The sequence below is a fragment of the Streptococcus handemini genome, from assembly GCF_040984445.1.
In the GTDB taxonomy this organism is placed as follows: domain Bacteria; phylum Bacillota; class Bacilli; order Lactobacillales; family Streptococcaceae; genus Streptococcus; species Streptococcus handemini.
Genome location: NZ_JBFRYH010000054.1, coordinates 1 through 15,715, shown reverse-complemented (window position 1 = coordinate 15,715; position 15,715 = coordinate 1). Strand labels below are relative to the sequence as shown.

16 protein-coding genes and 1 pseudogene are annotated in these 15,715 nt (G+C 36.8%); 14 read left to right on the top strand and 3 right to left on the bottom strand.

What is annotated here, in order from left to right; genetic code table 11:
- Positions 1-110: pseudogene (locus tag ABPH35_RS08405) on the bottom strand (helix-turn-helix domain-containing protein); the annotation flags it as partial.
- Positions 111-326: 216 nt separating this feature from the next.
- Positions 327-1,613: an MFS transporter gene (locus tag ABPH35_RS08400; protein ID WP_368849724.1), complete on the bottom strand. Its 1,287-nt coding sequence runs from the start codon at positions 1,611-1,613 to the stop codon at positions 327-329.
- A 113-nt stretch (positions 1,614-1,726) separates the two neighbouring features.
- Here ABPH35_RS08400 and ABPH35_RS08395 point away from each other — a divergent pair, with 113 nt between their 5' ends.
- The 11 genes from ABPH35_RS08395 (at position 1,727) to ABPH35_RS08345 (ending at position 11,661) form a co-directional block, all read left to right on the top strand.
- Positions 1,727-2,428: an HTH domain-containing protein gene (locus ABPH35_RS08395; RefSeq protein WP_368849723.1), complete on the top strand. Its 702-nt coding sequence runs from the start codon at positions 1,727-1,729 to the stop codon at positions 2,426-2,428.
- 49 nt (positions 2,429-2,477) lie between these two features.
- Positions 2,478-2,723 carry a WCX domain-containing protein gene (locus tag ABPH35_RS08390; protein WP_368849725.1) on the top strand — a complete coding sequence of 82 codons (246 nt, stop codon included), beginning with the start codon at positions 2,478-2,480 and terminating at the stop codon, positions 2,721-2,723.
- Positions 2,724-2,851: 128 nt separating this feature from the next.
- Positions 2,852-3,277 carry a hypothetical protein gene (locus tag ABPH35_RS08385; RefSeq protein WP_368849722.1) on the top strand — a complete coding sequence of 142 codons (426 nt, stop codon included), beginning with the start codon at positions 2,852-2,854 and terminating at the stop codon, positions 3,275-3,277.
- Between the two features lie 53 nt (positions 3,278-3,330).
- Positions 3,331-5,169 carry an LPXTG cell wall anchor domain-containing protein gene (locus ABPH35_RS08380; protein ID WP_368849721.1) on the top strand — a complete coding sequence of 613 codons (1,839 nt, stop codon included), beginning with the start codon at positions 3,331-3,333 and terminating at the stop codon, positions 5,167-5,169.
- 101 nt (positions 5,170-5,270) lie between these two features.
- The gene (locus ABPH35_RS08375) at positions 5,271-6,407 is read left to right on the top strand and encodes a helix-turn-helix domain-containing protein (RefSeq protein ID WP_368849720.1); all 1,137 of its coding nucleotides are present in this window, start codon (positions 5,271-5,273) and stop codon (positions 6,405-6,407) included.
- 400 nt (positions 6,408-6,807) lie between these two features.
- Complete coding sequence (locus ABPH35_RS08370) at positions 6,808-7,122, top strand: hypothetical protein (RefSeq protein ID WP_349988409.1); 315 nt, start codon at positions 6,808-6,810, stop codon at positions 7,120-7,122.
- A gap of 65 nt (positions 7,123-7,187) precedes the next feature.
- Positions 7,188-8,297 carry an AAA family ATPase gene (locus ABPH35_RS08365; RefSeq protein ID WP_368849719.1) on the top strand — a complete coding sequence of 370 codons (1,110 nt, stop codon included), beginning with the start codon at positions 7,188-7,190 and terminating at the stop codon, positions 8,295-8,297.
- Positions 8,272-8,853, top strand: a complete 582-nt coding sequence (locus tag ABPH35_RS08360; RefSeq protein ID WP_349988407.1) for a hypothetical protein — start codon at positions 8,272-8,274, stop codon at positions 8,851-8,853. The genes ABPH35_RS08365 and ABPH35_RS08360 overlap by 26 nt, the downstream gene beginning before the upstream one ends.
- 385 nt (positions 8,854-9,238) lie before the next feature.
- The gene (locus ABPH35_RS08355; RefSeq protein WP_405054571.1) at positions 9,239-10,336 is read left to right on the top strand and encodes a Rep family protein; all 1,098 of its coding nucleotides are present in this window, start codon (positions 9,239-9,241) and stop codon (positions 10,334-10,336) included.
- Positions 10,326-10,505 carry a DNA-binding protein gene (locus tag ABPH35_RS08350; protein ID WP_349988405.1) on the top strand — a complete coding sequence of 60 codons (180 nt, stop codon included), beginning with the start codon at positions 10,326-10,328 and terminating at the stop codon, positions 10,503-10,505. Before ABPH35_RS08355 ends, ABPH35_RS08350 begins: the two co-directional genes overlap by 11 nt.
- Positions 10,506-10,605: 100 nt before the next feature.
- Positions 10,606-11,661, top strand: coding sequence for a tyrosine-type recombinase/integrase (locus ABPH35_RS08345; protein ID WP_349988404.1), 1,056 nt, complete (start codon positions 10,606-10,608; stop codon positions 11,659-11,661).
- A gap of 217 nt (positions 11,662-11,878) precedes the next feature.
- Here the strand turns inward: ABPH35_RS08345 and ABPH35_RS08340 are convergent, their stop codons facing one another.
- Positions 11,879-12,733, bottom strand: a complete 855-nt coding sequence (locus tag ABPH35_RS08340) for a helix-turn-helix domain-containing protein (protein ID WP_349988403.1) — start codon at positions 12,731-12,733, stop codon at positions 11,879-11,881.
- Between the two features lie 106 nt (positions 12,734-12,839).
- Here ABPH35_RS08340 and ABPH35_RS08335 point away from each other — a divergent pair, with 106 nt between their 5' ends.
- From ABPH35_RS08335 to ABPH35_RS08325, 3 genes are all read left to right on the top strand, one after another.
- A complete protein-coding gene (locus ABPH35_RS08335; RefSeq protein WP_349988402.1) occupies positions 12,840-12,983 on the top strand; it encodes a hypothetical protein in 144 nt (47 codons plus the stop codon).
- A gap of 226 nt (positions 12,984-13,209) precedes the next feature.
- The gene (locus tag ABPH35_RS08330) at positions 13,210-13,872 is read left to right on the top strand and encodes a hypothetical protein (protein ID WP_349988401.1); all 663 of its coding nucleotides are present in this window, start codon (positions 13,210-13,212) and stop codon (positions 13,870-13,872) included.
- A 546-nt stretch (positions 13,873-14,418) separates the two neighbouring features.
- On the top strand, positions 14,419-15,540 hold the full coding sequence (locus tag ABPH35_RS08325) for an AI-2E family transporter (RefSeq protein ID WP_349988400.1): 1,122 nt from the start codon (positions 14,419-14,421) through the stop codon (positions 15,538-15,540).
- Positions 15,541-15,715 lie beyond the last annotated feature (175 nt).

Sequence of the window (15,715 nt, the reverse complement as noted above, 5' to 3'; positions counted from 1 at the left end):
TCTTTTAACTCAGACGAATAGTGTTTCCAAGTTCGACTCTCCTTAAGACCGTCTATACCGAACTCCTCATATTTCATTTTCCAAGACTGGATTGTTTGATGATCGACCTGATAGTGTTTACTAAGTTAATCGCCTATATTTTATACAAATTCATCCAATTTCATGCAGAAATAACCCATGTTTTTTGAATGAAAGATGGATATTTATTCGTAAAATAGGACTCAGATGCACCTGACTTGAAACAATTTGAACCAAAAATTTATGATGATAGACGGCTGATGAATACACAAATAAGGGACTTCTCATATAAAAGAAGCCCTTTTATTCTATTGTGAAATCTTCCTAAATCTCTGATAACAAATTAGACTTATCAGAATGAGAATAATAGGAACACCAAATGCCTGTAGGCTAATCCAAAATGCCGTGTCAGGGGTCTGCTGCTGATTGCTTACATAACCAGCCAAATGTAGACCAAAACCAATTCCTAAGCCCGTTACTGCCGTTGAAAATTTTGCTAATAGTAATTTGGCAGAGGTCAAAATAGCAGGATAGCCGCTACCTGTCTCTCGTTCGCTAATGTCAATGACAAGAGCCAAATCATGCGTGGCCGTTACCATAAAAAGACCAGAGCCAATTTGTTTCATAGACGCTGCTAAAAACATCAGCGGAACGTTGTCGGCTAGAGTCTGCCCCAATGTGAATAAGCCAAGCATCCCCACTATACTCAAGAAGCCAGAGGAGTAAAAAATAGCCTTTTTTGAAATCGAACGATTTAATCGAGGATAAACACTCGCTCCAAGCATTTGAGCTAAGATGGTCAACGCATAAATGGAAAAGAAATACTCTTGGCGAATACTGTATTTGAAATAATAAATATTGTAAGCATTCATCCATTCAAAGGAGAACTGGAAGAAAAAGAAATAAAGAGCATAGGATAAGAAAACCTTATTTTGAAAGATTGTCCTAAAAACTGCTGCAATAGGAAGGTATTCTTTTTCCTTTGTTTCCACTGATTGAGAAGTTGGTAAGTGAGGATAGCCCATAAAAAGAATTAAGAGAATAAACGCTACTAAGAACATCGTTAGACGGGAAAAGCCATGTTGCTGGTCATCACTCAATAGGTGCAACAAAGGAAGAGCCAAGGTGAAACAGATTAGAGAAGCAAAACTGGAAAAGAAGGTCGCTACCGTTGATAACCTCGTGCGTATGCTGTCACTAGTAGACAATCTAGGCAATAAAGACCAGTAGCTAACATCCATTATCGTATAGAAAATATCCAACAAAAAATAGAGGACGCAAACAGACGCAACCCAAAAGGAGGTTGGAAGATAAAATTCCACTGAAAATAAGGCGACAAAAATCACCATCGCACCCACCGCCCCAACCAGATACCAAGCCTTCAAATATCTAGAGTATCTGTCTAGCAAATAAGCAGCGACTAAATCACTCGCCGCATCAAACAAGCGATTGAAAAAGAGGATACTCCCAACTAATGTCGTTGCCATCATCAAGCTGTCTGTCAAATAAAGCATGAGCAAGCCCCCTGAAAAAGACAAGAGTAAGTCCTTTGAAAATCCTAACAATCCATACGCTAAAAGCTGTTTTCGTGTCATAAAAATCCTTTCAATATCAAACTACTTTTTCTATCCTAGCATATCGGAAAGTATTTGTCCAGACTCTAAAAATAAGGTATAATAACTAAGAATTTGAAAAAGGATGACATACCATGCAAGCAAATGAGCGTTTATTAGATTTATTCCTTCAGCTAGTGAAAACAAAGCAGATTACTAAAAAAGAATTGATTGAAAAATATGGCGTGTCTGGTACTGCTATTCAACGGAATATACAGTCACTAAAGCTGGTCATGAGCCATCTGGATGGCTTACAGGGTGACGAGATTATCCACCAACCAACGAAAGGGAGTTACAGTCTCAACAAAGAAACACTTGCTAAAGCTGGACTGGCTAACCTGTCTCTCCTTGCAGACCATAAGCTATTAGCTATTATCAAAGTCCTTATCAACAGTCGAGCCTTTAACAAGGCAGAATTACAGGAGATACTAAGCACCCTCGTACCGAATGATTTTGCCTATAAAGACCTCCTCAGAAACGAAGTGGCCTTTTATAAGGGAGTGCCTAGTGAGGGTATCTTTGAGAAGCTGGCACTGATTTTACAGGCCATCTCAGAGCAGCGGAGTATCGCCTTTAGCTATACTAAAAATTTTGTTACGGAAAAGTTTGAAAAGACGGTTGAAATGGTCTTTTTTAGCGATATGTACTTCTACATTGCGACCGCAAACCATAGCAGTGAAGATGACATCATCCTAGAAAATCTCAATAAATTCCGCATCAATAACATGGAGAACCTCCGACTTTTAGAGAAGGAGAGTTCTCCCCCCCCCGTACAATCAGCGCTTTCAAGCAACTGAGTTAGCTCACCGAACAGGAGTTTTTGCCTTCTTTGGAAAGCCTGTCCAGCTGACCATTGATTTTTATTACGACCCTGTCTATGTCCTTGACCGCTTCCCAAACCACCAAATCATCTCCCAACATATCGAAAATGGTCAGACGGTTACACGTATCGTCTTGGAAACCAATGATGGTTATGGCTTGAAAATGTGGCTCCTCATGCAAGGAAAGCAAGTCAAAGTCATCAAACCACAATCCATACAAATCGCCCTCCAAGAAGAGCTCCAACAAGTCCTAAAACTATACGATGAATAAAACCAGTCTCGCACAGACTGGTTTTTGATTTTTTTAAAAAATTTTGCATTTTTCTATTAACTGTGCAAAATATGCATAGGTCGTTTGGTATACTCGAGTAGAAACTATTTAGAAAGATGGTGCAAAAAATGACCGAACAATTTGAACATAAAACTGAAGAACATCCTAGATTTTCTAAGAATCCAGGAATTATCTTTGTTAAAATTAAAGATGGTTCAACGCTGGATCGTGATGAATCAAAAGTCTATACTGTTCAAACAAGAAATGATACTAATCTAAAATCCAGAACTTTGGGTGATTGGCGTATCAGTCAAGAAAAAGTATACAGCATCCAATATATTGTAGGGGTTGACTCTGGAAGTGAGAACAACATTATTTCAGCATACTCCGTACATAGTCCAGAATATCATCAATTCCCAGATGAGTCTCGAAGAGTCCGTTTTCAAACAGATGAATCATCTGCTGATGTACTTGAAAGATTACTGAAGGAGTACCCAACTATTAAAGAAGAGTTGAAAACCATACCTTTTCATGGCCCAACTCGGTATTATTAGAGTACCGGGGAGTATATATCGTTCACCATAAAAATAAAGGAGCTTTTTTACAAATGAAAAACAACACAATGAAAACAGCAACTTTGGCAACTATCGCTGCAGTCGCTGCAACAACACAGCATGCTGTGTTCGCTGATGAGGTCACAACACCAACTACGACCAATGAAGCAACAACATCTGCCGCAACCACTGAAGTAACCAAACCTCAACTTGATGAAGCAGCTACTCAAGCACAACAGGCGACCGATGCTGCTAATCGAGCGCAAGCTGATGTTGAAACCGCTCAAAAGAAAAACGATGAAGACAAAGCAAACGTCACTGCTGCACAAGCAGATGTGGAGAAAGCTCAAGCATTCGTGAATGACCCTACACCTGAGAAAATCGCTGAGATTGAAAAAGAACTCAACGAAAAAACTGCAGAGTTAGGCCAACCAAGTGATATGTTTGGCTGGTTTTTCCATGATAACACTGCTGTTGGCGTTGAAGCTCAAACAGAATACGACCTAGAATCTGCTAAAAGAAACGCAAATATTGAGACTAGAATTCCTGAAATTGAGAGGGACATCTCCCACAATGAGGGGATCCTCCAAAAACTTCCTCCTCTTTTAGAACGATCTAAAGCTGAGCTTGCTAAAGCCGAAGAGGCTTATCAAGCCGTTAAAGCAAAAACTTATAGCAATCCAGAGGAAGCTAAAAATGCCGAAGAGGAAGCTAATCGCCAAGTTGATCATTGGAGTTTCGCATATGTAAGAAATAAGTCCATGTTCGAATTAGCTCAAAAGCAATTGCCGCAATTGAAAGAAACCTTGGCAAGATTCAAATCTGGTGATAACGTTAAAGAGCTAGAAGCCTTAGCCGCTGCCCAAGCCAAGTACGACGCAGCAGCTGCTAGAGTACAAAAGCTCAAAGACAGCATCGCAAAAGCTCAAGCACTTCTAGCAAACTACAAAGAACCTGAAACACTTCTCGCTAGCGTAAAAGAAAAACTTGCTGAAGCTATTCAGGCCGAAGAAACATCTGCCAAATCCCTTGAAGAAGCAAAAGCGAAACTAACCGAAGCTACCAAAGCAGCCGACGAAGCAGCAACCAACTACAATAAGTTGAAAGCCCAATATGACGCTCAACAAGTGCTAAATACCGCTAATACTGGTAACACTGAAAGCTCAGAAAATGCTGGCAACTCAGAAAACACTGGTATCTCAGGTAATACCGGCACTCAAGGAATCACTGGTATCTCAGGTAATGCTGGTAATCTAGGTAACACTGGTATCTCAGGTAATACCGGCACTCAAGGAATCACTGGTATCTCAGGTAATACCGGCACTCAAGGAATCACTGGTATCTCAGGTAATACCGGCACTCAAGGAATCACTGGTATCTCAGGTAATGCTGGTAATCTAGGTAACACTGGTATCTCAGGTAATACTGGAACTCAAGGTAACGCTGGTATCTCAGGTAACGCTGGTATCTCAGGTAACGCTGGTATCTCAGGTAATGCTGGTATCTCAGGTAATGCTGGTATCTCAGGTAACGCTGGTATCTCAGGTAATGCTGGTAATCTAGGTAACACTGGTATCTCAGAAAGCACTAGCTACCAAGCGACTACAGCTAGGCCGACAGCAACCACACCAACACAACTAACTACCCCGCCAACTCAAAAACCGTCAACTGGAAAAACAGAAGACAAAAAAGATGGTGCTAAAAGCGATACTCCAACCACTTTAGGAGCAGGGGTTCGTCAAAATGCAGATGGTTCCCTTTCTTACAGCCGCGTAGCTCGTAGCAAAGCTCTACCAAACACAGGAGAAAGCCATTCTGTAGTTGCGTCCCTTAGCGGACTATTCCTGTTATTGACAGGTCTTTCACTTCATAGAAAAAGAAAAGAGAGCTAGTTATACTATTCTGTAGGATTAGTCAACTCATTATAGAAATTACAAGTCACTTACTTCTCTCAAGCAGAGGAGTAAGTTTTTTCATAAGAGGAGGATTTATCATGATTGAAAATTTTAAAGAGTATCTATATAAGCAGGTTGGTAAACGTGTTAGAGATTACCGAGAAAATAAAGATCTAAACCAACTTGCCTTCATAATGAGGGGGGAGAGGATTATAGGAATATCGCCCAGTCGTCTATCCTCCATAGAAAACGGGAAATTTTTAAACAGTAATGTTGTCGAAGAGTTATCGAAACACATAACAAAAGGTGACCAATTCAAATTATTGTTTGGGAGTGACGAAGATTTAAAAGATTTACTTTCCATGCTGCTATATACTTTACTTTTAAATGGTGAAAAACCTCAACCGACCGATGACATAGGTCGTGAATTTGTCAATATAGAGTATAATAAGAAATATGAAGAATTATCCAATATTCTTATTAAATTCATGCTTTTCCACCCTGAATTTAACCAAGAATTCATCGCTTATTTCTTATACAGGTCTATTGCAGAAAACGAAAAAAATAAACGCGATGAACTGTTAGAACAAGAAAATGAAAAAATGAAAAAATTGTTGGAGTCAAACTCTGGAAATTTCATTAAAGAAGTAGTGTCATCACCAATCGGTACTTCCCTTCTAACAAACGCTTTTAATGTTATCATTGATGACTTAGTACAACAGTTATTCCCTATTTTCAAAGAAAAACTCCAACAGTTAATCTACGATAACGAAATCCCCTTCAAAGCTAGCTACGACTATGATAAAGAGGAAATGGTATACAAAGATAACTATACTGAATATAAACTGTCTCCTAAACTAAGCGAGAGATTCAAATTTGAAAAATTTATCCTACTTGTAACCAATTTAGATGTTGTCATTTTTTTGAATAATTTATTTTTCAAACAAACGTTAGACAAGGATAAAAATATTTACTATCTTTCTTTCATTAGTCAATATCAACTTCAAAGTATTTTAGCTTCAAACCTTTCAAATCTTGTAGAAAATACGTGTATAGACAGTGAAGATAGTGAAGATAGTAAAGACAGTGTAGAAAATAATCCTCTATTCAGCTATTATAATGACCTGACTAAAATTACAGATTATTATCTCAATCCTAACCCAAAATCAGTTATACCTTTATATGTACCAGCCTGCCCATGGGATATATATGACGATAGTTTAGATAATCCCTAATCATGATATAGCTAACGAAATAACCATCATACTAAGAATTGAACCTTGAAAAAGGTTCTTTTTTCTTAGTTCTTATCAAGCATATGAAATATTTCATGTAATTTTCTTGAAATTCGCTTTATCGCTTTTCGCTATATTTCATTAAAAAATGATAAAACATTTTGCCACATCTCCTATTATAATCTAACTATAAAGATTAGCTAATACTTTAATAAAATAGAAGGAGGACATTCGCTATGTAAGTATACATATTTTTACTGTAAAAAGTTTATCACTTTTCACTATATTTTCTTAAAAATAGGTAAAATATTCAAAAAATATTTGATTTATAATAAGCATTAGTTAGGGATTGGCCAATGCTTTAACACAAAAAATTTTAAAAGAAAGTGAGGACTTGCTCATGAAAGCAGTCTCCAAAAAAGGGGGTTATAGTGCCTCTACCGCAAAGGAATATATTTCTCTAGACGCTCCTATCTACTCACTTACTAGCGAATTGGAACCTCGATATGAGTATGTAGAGGGGCGCCCAACACAGAATGTTATCGCTTATTCAGCGTGGTTTGTTCAGGAAGGAACTGAACCTTTCAAAGTGAGATTTGAATCTCAAATCAAATTACCACCATTTTTGAGTCCAGTTACATTTGATGGCCTTGAAGGTGTCGTCGTTCGAAACAACGTCTATTTTAGAGCTAAAAATGTCACTGAAATCCATTAAATATAGAAATCCTGTACTGGCAGAGAGGAATTCTTCTCTGCTCCTACAGGAATTGGAGGAAACATATGATTTTAAGTAATAATCTACTAGAGAATCATCTCACACAGGCTATAAATATGGGCTTAGCCCTTGAAGCTGAGAACTCATACAATCACAGCTTTAAAATCAACGTTTCTGATAATGGGGTTCAATTCATCCCATTCATTCCAGCAGGTTTTATCCTTACGGATGAGCTGTATCAGAAAATTTTTCAAATAATAGCTGTTGCTGTTTACCCTTATAAAACGGTGTTGAAACAAAATTCCGCAAATATCGTTCAAACCGGTATTGATGATATTCATGGAAGTCGTGCATTCGAATTTCCTTGGATAGATGGAGTGCCAGAGCGCCTTGTTATCAAAAACATCAAACTATATTCTCACCAGCTTTCAGGAAGCAATCGGATTCCACTTATGGCTCATGGGATAGCAGATATAAACATTGATAAGATGACTACGGTTATCATTAGCGGAAATAGCGGTTCTGGTAAGTCCTATTGTTTAACCTATCTCTTAGAGATGCTGAAACCTAAGTCTGATTTAGTGGTTATCGACCCGAAGTCGGATTCGCTCAGCCGATTCTGCCGAGATAATCATATTGATGTGATTGCGCCCTACTCTAATCGCTCAAAATCTGATTTCATTACCCAAATCAATGAAAGTTTAAGCAAGGCAGTTGACCTTATTCATGAAAGACAACAGCTCCTGTACAATAATCCGAATCAATCCTTCAAACGATTTACCATCGTCATTGATGAAGTCATGGCATTAACGGAAGGGATTCCTAAACAATTAAAAGAGATATTCTTTTCTCTTGTTAGCCAAATCGCTCTATTAGGGCGAGCCACAAAGGTGGGATTGATTTTAGTAAGCCAGAGGTTCGACCATCAAACTATCCCTACTTCGGTTAGAGACCAAGCCAATGTCCTAATACAAGTCGGTATCGTCAATTCAAGAACAACACAGTTCTTATTCCCAGACTTTGACCCCACAGGATTAGTTATTCCTACTGGGCAAGGGACAGGACTTGTACAGATAATGGATAGCGATTCACCTCATCAGGTATTACCGCTACTAACCCCTACATATTATTACAACGGAGGAATGTCTTATGACGCTATTCACAAAAACACTTAATGCAATTATTAATACATTTTGCCTTATCATTATGGCAGCACTAGTACATATTGGTTTATCCATTCTGCTAGATACAATACAAGCTCTCAATATCTCTTATCTGCAACCGATATGTCAGATTTTCGATTCACTTATAGCAGCTGCTGATACTGTATTAGCCATTCTAATACTCACATTCACTGTGCTTATGATAACGAATGTTATAGAGAGACTAAGATATGACAGTCTGCTCAATTGGTTTAAATCATTTTCAGCTACTTTTAAGCTTAGAAAATTTATGAAACTAGAAGACCCTAAAGAGGATTTTCATGATAGCAGCAAGTCATTAAAAATCTACAAACAATACAATATACTTCTTAAATATTGTTTTGTAGATCTTCAATATGCTGAATGCATAATCCTCATCAAAGTACCCAATACGGTACAAGTGAGTGATTTACTAACGCCAATACTACCCAAGATTAGGGACTATATTGCTAACGAATATCCAGATTATAAATTTTCTCCTTTCAAAAAAGTTGGCAAATTCTATATTTGTTCCGGCAGCACACTATAGAACAATATTGAAAACTTGGGGCTTGCTTTTTAAGCAAAAGCCCCAAAAGTTTTCAACAGTTTTAGTTCCAATACCTACTAGTAGCCTTATTTATTGGTAACAGGGCTTGTTATTGTTACCAATAAATATAGTTCCACTAGTTCCAATTTTATCTTTGCTTCTTTGAACAATATATTCTAAATATTATAACCTATAAAAAGCTTACTCACTTTATCATTTTTCCTAGAATGTTTTCCAAAATAGATAAAACATAATCTTCATTTCTTTGATATGATAAAAACATAAACAAACGAAAGGACGGTAAGAGCATTTGGTCACAAAATGTAAGAATGTAATGTTTGTCCAACAGCTGAAATACCTCAAACAGTCTAACCTACAAGATATTTTGACAAACATTAGTGAAAAATTGACTCCTAAAAAATTTGCTGGCATTATTCATGACAAGGATAGGACTGATGACAATGAGTTAGTCGAACCTCATGTACATATTGTCTTACAATTTGAGCATGCACGAAGCATAACAAACCTAGCAAAACTGACTGACCAGCCGCAGAACTGTTTTGAAAAATGGAAAGGTAGTGTTAACAATGCTTACTCCTACTTAGTACATCATACAAAATCTGTTTTGGATAAGCATTTATACGACCCAAGAGAGGTGATAGCCAATTTTGACTATGTTGAACTGTTAGACAAAATAGAGAGTCACGTCAATAGACATCAAAAAATTAACGATACTGCTGTCATTAACAATTACCTTGATTTGCTTTATACAGGCCAGATAACAAAAGAAGAAGTTGAACAACGACTAACAGGCTCTCAATACGCTAAAGCTAAATCCAAGATTGAAGCAGTGTATATTAAATATCTTGAAAAAAAGGCTAACAATTGGAGAGAAGAGATGAAAGAAAAACAAGAGCCAGTAACAGTTATTTGGCTGTTTGGAAGTTCAGGAACAGGGAAAACTCGCTTGGCAAAGCAATATGCCAAACAATTTGATGAAAATTTCTTTATCTCTGGTTCAAGTCGTGACTCTTTTCAACATTATAACTCTGAACACGTTGTTATATTGGATGAATTGCGTCCAAATCTCTTTGAATACTCTGACCTGTTAAAAATGTTTGACCCTTATAATAATCATGCGATGGCAAGCAGCAGATATTTTGATAAACCCTTGCTTGCGAATGTCTACATTATCACTTCACCCTATGCCCCCTATACATTTTACGAAAAAATGTACTTGGATAAGGAAACTGATTCACCTACTCAATTATTTCGTCGCATAAGAGTTCTAGCAGAAGTCAAAGAAAAAGAAATCACTTTCTTTGATTACGAACCAATTTCGAAAATTTTTATTCGGAATTTTGACCGAGTTATACCTAATCCATTTTATATGCAGGATGATGTAGATAATTTTCATGATGATGAAACGAATTTTCAGTTATTGGAAAAATTAAGCGAAGCGAGGACTAACGATGAAAACTAACCCCTATTTATTAACCAGAGAGCAAGCATCTGATTTTTTAGGAATCGATCCAAAGTCCTTTGACAAATTTTTTAGATCTGATGAAGAATTTAAACGATTTATGCTTGGAAAACGGGAGCGATATACTCGTAAAGAATTGATAAGTTACATCGAAAAAAATTTAGTTTAATTGTAATAAGAAAATGATTGATAGTTCCTAAAAAACTGAGTATAATATTCTTGTATTCAGAAGCAGTCTATCAATCTTTTTTAGAAAGAAGGATTGAACAATGGCTAGTATCACAAAGGTAGGTAAAAAACATAAAGTACAGATTTCATTATACAAACACGGACAGCACAAAAAGCTAATAAAAACATTCGATACAAAATCCGATGCTGAATTATGGGCTTTAGAGATGGAGCTTGAAAAAGGAAAGGGAAAACAACTCTCTAGTCGGGATACATACTTTCCAGAATTTTTTGAAGACTGGCTTTATGTCGTCAAACAAAAAGATATTCGAGAATCAACATTCTACAACTACAAACGAGCACTCAAAGAAATAAAGATATTGTTTAAAAATATTAAGCTAAAAGACTTGAATGATGTTATTGTTCAGAAGAAAATCGACCATTTTAGTAAAACACACTCTAAAAAGACGTCACATGAGCTACTTTTAAAAATCAAAACATCTCTCCGTTACGCTTATGCGAAAGGATATATTCACATTGATTTTCTTTCTCTAGTGAAAGCACGAGGGGAAACAACTCCCAAAAGAAACAAAGCTCTTTCAATTACTCATTTTGGTGAACTTAAAAACTATCTGTTAAATAACACCGAAGATGAATTTAATATTTTAACTCTCTTAGCACTTGAAACAGGAATGAGACGTGGAGAATTACTTGGGATTAGACCAGAAGATTTATTTGAACACGGTATTCAGGTCAGGCGCTCTATTAGTCCAATTTCATCGGATACTTCCTTAAAAACGAAAAACTCCAAACGAGATGTTACCATTAATCCAGAAGTGTATCAGTTATTACAAAGTATTCCAGTTAAAGCTAATGGATATATTTTTGATAGAGATAACTTTAAACAATCTTATAGATTGAAACAGCTACTCAAAAAACTAAAGATACCTGAAACAACCTTTCATGGATTACGAGACACACACGCATCATTTTTGTTTTCAAAGGGAATTGATATTGCTTATGTTTCTCAACGACTTGGGCACTGCAATATTCAAACTACTCAAAACTATTACTTAGAGCTAATGCCAGAAAAAAAGCACCAGCAAGATGCCGATGCCTTAAGTTTATTAGCTTCTCTAAGCAGCAAAGTAATTTGAACCAGCTTGAACCAAAAAACTCCGCTGAAGATTGACAATATAGTGTTTTTCTTAACGTTTACTAAGTTGGGTAAGCGACTGTTCTTGGTGAAGTAATAAGCAAACAATTTCTAACTTTTCTTCTACTGATTTTGGACTTCTTTTGGACATGTGAAAACTCCCCTTATAGTGTCTAGTGAATTTTGGTTTTTTCACTGTCTACTATATGGGGAGTATATCATTGCTTCTGATGAGAGTTTTTGTGTGTTTCGATGACGTGCTGCATTTTGGCTAGCCAGTCGTTTTCTTCTGTATTAGTTAATAAGTCTAATCCAGCTTGGACAAGTTGTGTGTCGTTGGTGGCTAGACCAAGGTAGATGCGACCAGTTGCCAGATAGTCATAGCGCTTTTGCTCTTTAGCCAGTTGGATGGTTTTTTCTGCGAAGAATTGTGTTTTCTCAGTGAGATGATGGGTGAGAAAAATATTCGATAATTGTCTGTATAGAGAGAGGGTAGTAATCTGGATGTTTTTATAATCTTTATACTTTTCTAGATGTTTTAGTAGCAAATCTGAGACGACCTCAAGGTTTTCAATCGGGAAGTGTCCAATGATACTGCCTATTAGTAGAATATCTTGATGATACCAGATGTCATAGGACGAAAGTTCAGTCCAAAGGAGTCGGTCAATGATATTTTTTGAATTTTTTGAAGGCTCTTGCAGTTCAAGTACAGCTTGAAGTAAGCACATTCTCCGCTCGATTGGCACTGAGTCTGGCTGTCGCTTGAGGAGTTCTTGACATTGGGCAACGATCTCTTCCATTTTTTGTCGACTGGGAAACTTGAGATTGTCAATCTCATAGAGGAGTTGTTGACTTTGACTGGGGTGATAGGAGTAGCAGATGAACTCAAACTCTTCAAATGTCATATCCACTTGTTGGAGCAGGAAGTGCATGTGCTCGTAGGAAGGGACAGTTTCGTTATTTTCAAAGCGCACAAGCGTGCTACGGTTGAGATAATCTCCACAAACTTGGGCTTGACTCAGTTTTTTTGCGCGTCGAATTTCTTTATAGACGCTGCCGTAATCCCATCTCATATTTTTGCCTCCTAAAAATGTGATAATGTGCATCAAATGATACCGCTTTCTAATAAATAGTGTATCATAAAAGTGTAAAAATTCATAGATAAAGGAGGAAATCGCTATGAATAGAAAAAAATTAGCAGTAGAAGTCTTGCTTTGTCTTCTGCTTATTAGTAGTATGGTGTTTGCTATTTACCGCTTGACGGTAGATGAGGGCTATCTTCCTTTGGAAAGCAGGGGAATAACTCACATACTAAAAGCATAAAGTCCTGATAGAAAGGATGTGGTGGAGATGTACAGTGAAGGATGAAAGATAACTGTTGATTTCGAAGAAATCAATTTTGTCGCTCCTCAAAGTTAATGAGGCTTGTAATTTGTTATAATCTCAATATTGAGTATTATAAGTTCGTCTTAAGAGGATTATTTTTTGAAGAATCAAACTATTCTACAGTTGCATTTTTTAATTTGAGCAATAAGGAAAGCGTGATGTTATGAAATTTAAAAAGAGTATTTCTGCTTGTTTAGTTGGCTTAGCCTTGTTTGGTGCAGTATTACCTTCTGTTTTAACTGTAAGAGTTTATGCTGATGAACTTTCTTTAACAGATGATGTTCAAGTTCTAAGTGAAAATTCTGAATATAGGAAAGTTAGAAATTTTTCTCCAGAATTAAATCAGTATGTTGTCTATACTTTTTATAAGCATACTGGCTTCATGGATATTGAAAGAAATGGAGAAATAGAAACATATAATTTAAAAGAAATTGGTGAAAGGGAACTAAGTTCAACTATAGGTTTTAGAGCTGCAAATAGTAGTATGTTTAGCCCCTGGTCTTATTCTTCCTCGGGGAATCGTTATACGTTAAGGATAGCTCATGCATCGTATGGGGGAGTACCTGTTTCTAAAACAGTTACTAGAAGTGGATATAATGCTGGTTATATTGATAATTTTACAAGAGATATAGACAATATTCGTTCTGTTGAAATTGATTTATTAAACACAGCAGGTTGGGAATTGGCAATAACGATTATTGGTGCTCTGATGACAGGTGGTTTTGGCGCCATTGGTGCTATTACTTCTGTCGCAACTGTTGTAGGAATAGCAGAGCAGCTACCGCCAATTTATGACAGAGCTCTATATAATTATAAACATGCATAAGGCGATGGGGTTATTGGTAGTTTTTTTGAGTTTAATAGCTTTATATAAGTTATTTAAGCTAAAAAATACGAATCAAAAAAATATATTGTTTTATATTATGCTTATTCTCCTTTTTGGAAATTTGCTTATTGGACTTAAGCTAGTGCTTTTTTAGTGATTATATGGGTTTGATGAAATCTGAGCGATTATTTTTATAATTTGCTTCTATCTAATTTTAAACTTCGATGCGTAAAAACTTTTAATAAAGAAATGATGTATCCTATGATATTTATTATAGAACTTCAATCAATTAGAAAAAATTTTATTTTCCCTACATAGTGGAGTAAACTAAGTGGTGAAATGATTACCAGACCTTCTGTGTTGGATAAGAGAATTCAAGGGGCGGAATGATTTCTGCCCTTTTCTAGAAAGAGAATCTTTGCTATGACATCTAATGTATTGTATTGGCCAGTCTCTTTTTGTACATGTTTTGAGTGCATCATTTTCTGACATTTCGACTAAATTATGCTATTATGAATGGAATACAGGTGAAAAGGAAATGAAAAGATGAAGAAAAATTCGTTTACAGAGAAACTAGTATTGATATGCTTTGCCGCCGTAGTTTTGTTGGCAGTATTGAATTACTCGGATATTTATAGTAGTATTAAGGTTTTGTTGTCTAGTATGAATGCCTTATTTGTCGGAGCAATTTTTGCCTTTATTCTGAATGTACCAATGAAAAAATTGGAAGATTTAGTCGCAAAAGTCCCGTTCTTGCAAAAGTGGAAACGGTCGCTTGCTATTATAGGAGTCTTGATTGCCTTTGCTTTGATTGTGATAGGAGTAGTCGTTATTATTTTACCGACTTTGATGAAAACTGTCTCACAACTGGTCACAGTCACCAATCAGGCGATTCCGCAGCTCATTGTTACCTTGCAAGACAGTGGATTTTTATCCAGTAAATTGGGAAGCCAGTTGAACAACTATGTAACTCAGTTTACCGACTGGTCGAAGCTATCAGGCTTTGCGACAGCTTTTCTTGCAGGTTTAGCCAATAATGTGACTGGTATCTTTTCAAATGTCTTGACCCTGATCATGGCTTTCTTCTTTACCTTGAGTATTCTTGGCAGTAAAGAACAGTTGCAACATATGACAGTAAAACTACTCCAAGCAGCTTTTCCAGAAAAAGTCGTTCGTGTGATTGCCTATGTTGGAGAAGTCATTGTAGAAACCTACGACCGCTTCTTGATGAGTCAAATTGTTGAGGCAGTTATTATCGGTTTACTAGTTTTCATCAGTTATTCTCTTTTTTCCATTCCCTATGCTGGGATGGCAGGGATTTTGTCCGGTGTCTTATCTTTTCTCCCTTATATTGGTCCGATTTCTGCCTGCCTCATCAGTGCCCTGTTTGTATCCGTTCAAAATCCATGGCTGGCCTTATGGTCTGTTGTGTTGTTCCAAATTATCCAGTTGATTGAAGGAAATGTCATCTATCCACGTGTAGTCGGGCAGTCCGTTGGTTTGCCAACCTTGTTTACCTTGGCGGCAGCCTTAATCGGTGGAAATTTATTTGGCCTCTTGGGCATGGTCTTTTTCACGCCAATCTTTGCGGTGATTTACCGTCTTGTCAGAGAATGGACCTATGCAAGACTGGCAGCGAAAGAAGCTGAGGGGCAAACGATTGACTAAAAGAGATACGAGAGTGTTAGAAAATAAATTAGCAGTAGAGTAAGTCATGGCACGCCAAACGCATGAAGAAAAGATAGTTTTCAGAAAACGACATACATAGTGACAAAATCAATCAAAGTAGTAAACTAGAGATAGAGGTGACTACAATGATTGATTTTCTCGTTTCCATAGACTC

Coding starts and splice junctions, on each gene's coding strand:
- ABPH35_RS08330 (WP_349988401.1), top strand. CDS start 13,210: ATGAAATTTAAAAAGAGTATTTCTGCTTGTTTAGTTGGCTTAGCCTTG.
- ABPH35_RS08345 (WP_349988404.1), top strand. CDS start 10,606: ATGGCTAGTATCACAAAGGTAGGTAAAAAACATAAAGTACAGATTTCA.
- ABPH35_RS08325 (WP_349988400.1), top strand. CDS start 14,419: ATGAAGAAAAATTCGTTTACAGAGAAACTAGTATTGATATGCTTTGCC.
- ABPH35_RS08380 (WP_368849721.1), top strand. CDS start 3,331: ATGAAAAACAACACAATGAAAACAGCAACTTTGGCAACTATCGCTGCA.
- ABPH35_RS08370 (WP_349988409.1), top strand. CDS start 6,808: ATGAAAGCAGTCTCCAAAAAAGGGGGTTATAGTGCCTCTACCGCAAAG.
- ABPH35_RS08340 (WP_349988403.1), bottom strand. CDS start 12,733: ATGAGATGGGATTACGGCAGCGTCTATAAAGAAATTCGACGCGCAAAA.
- ABPH35_RS08395 (WP_368849723.1), top strand. CDS start 1,727: ATGCAAGCAAATGAGCGTTTATTAGATTTATTCCTTCAGCTAGTGAAA.
- ABPH35_RS08400 (WP_368849724.1), bottom strand. CDS start 1,613: ATGACACGAAAACAGCTTTTAGCGTATGGATTGTTAGGATTTTCAAAG.
- ABPH35_RS08365 (WP_368849719.1), top strand. CDS start 7,188: ATGATTTTAAGTAATAATCTACTAGAGAATCATCTCACACAGGCTATA.
- ABPH35_RS08335 (WP_349988402.1), top strand. CDS start 12,840: ATGAATAGAAAAAAATTAGCAGTAGAAGTCTTGCTTTGTCTTCTGCTT.
- ABPH35_RS08385 (WP_368849722.1), top strand. CDS start 2,852: ATGACCGAACAATTTGAACATAAAACTGAAGAACATCCTAGATTTTCT.
- ABPH35_RS08375 (WP_368849720.1), top strand. CDS start 5,271: ATGATTGAAAATTTTAAAGAGTATCTATATAAGCAGGTTGGTAAACGT.
- ABPH35_RS08360 (WP_349988407.1), top strand. CDS start 8,272: ATGACGCTATTCACAAAAACACTTAATGCAATTATTAATACATTTTGC.
- ABPH35_RS08350 (WP_349988405.1), top strand. CDS start 10,326: ATGAAAACTAACCCCTATTTATTAACCAGAGAGCAAGCATCTGATTTT.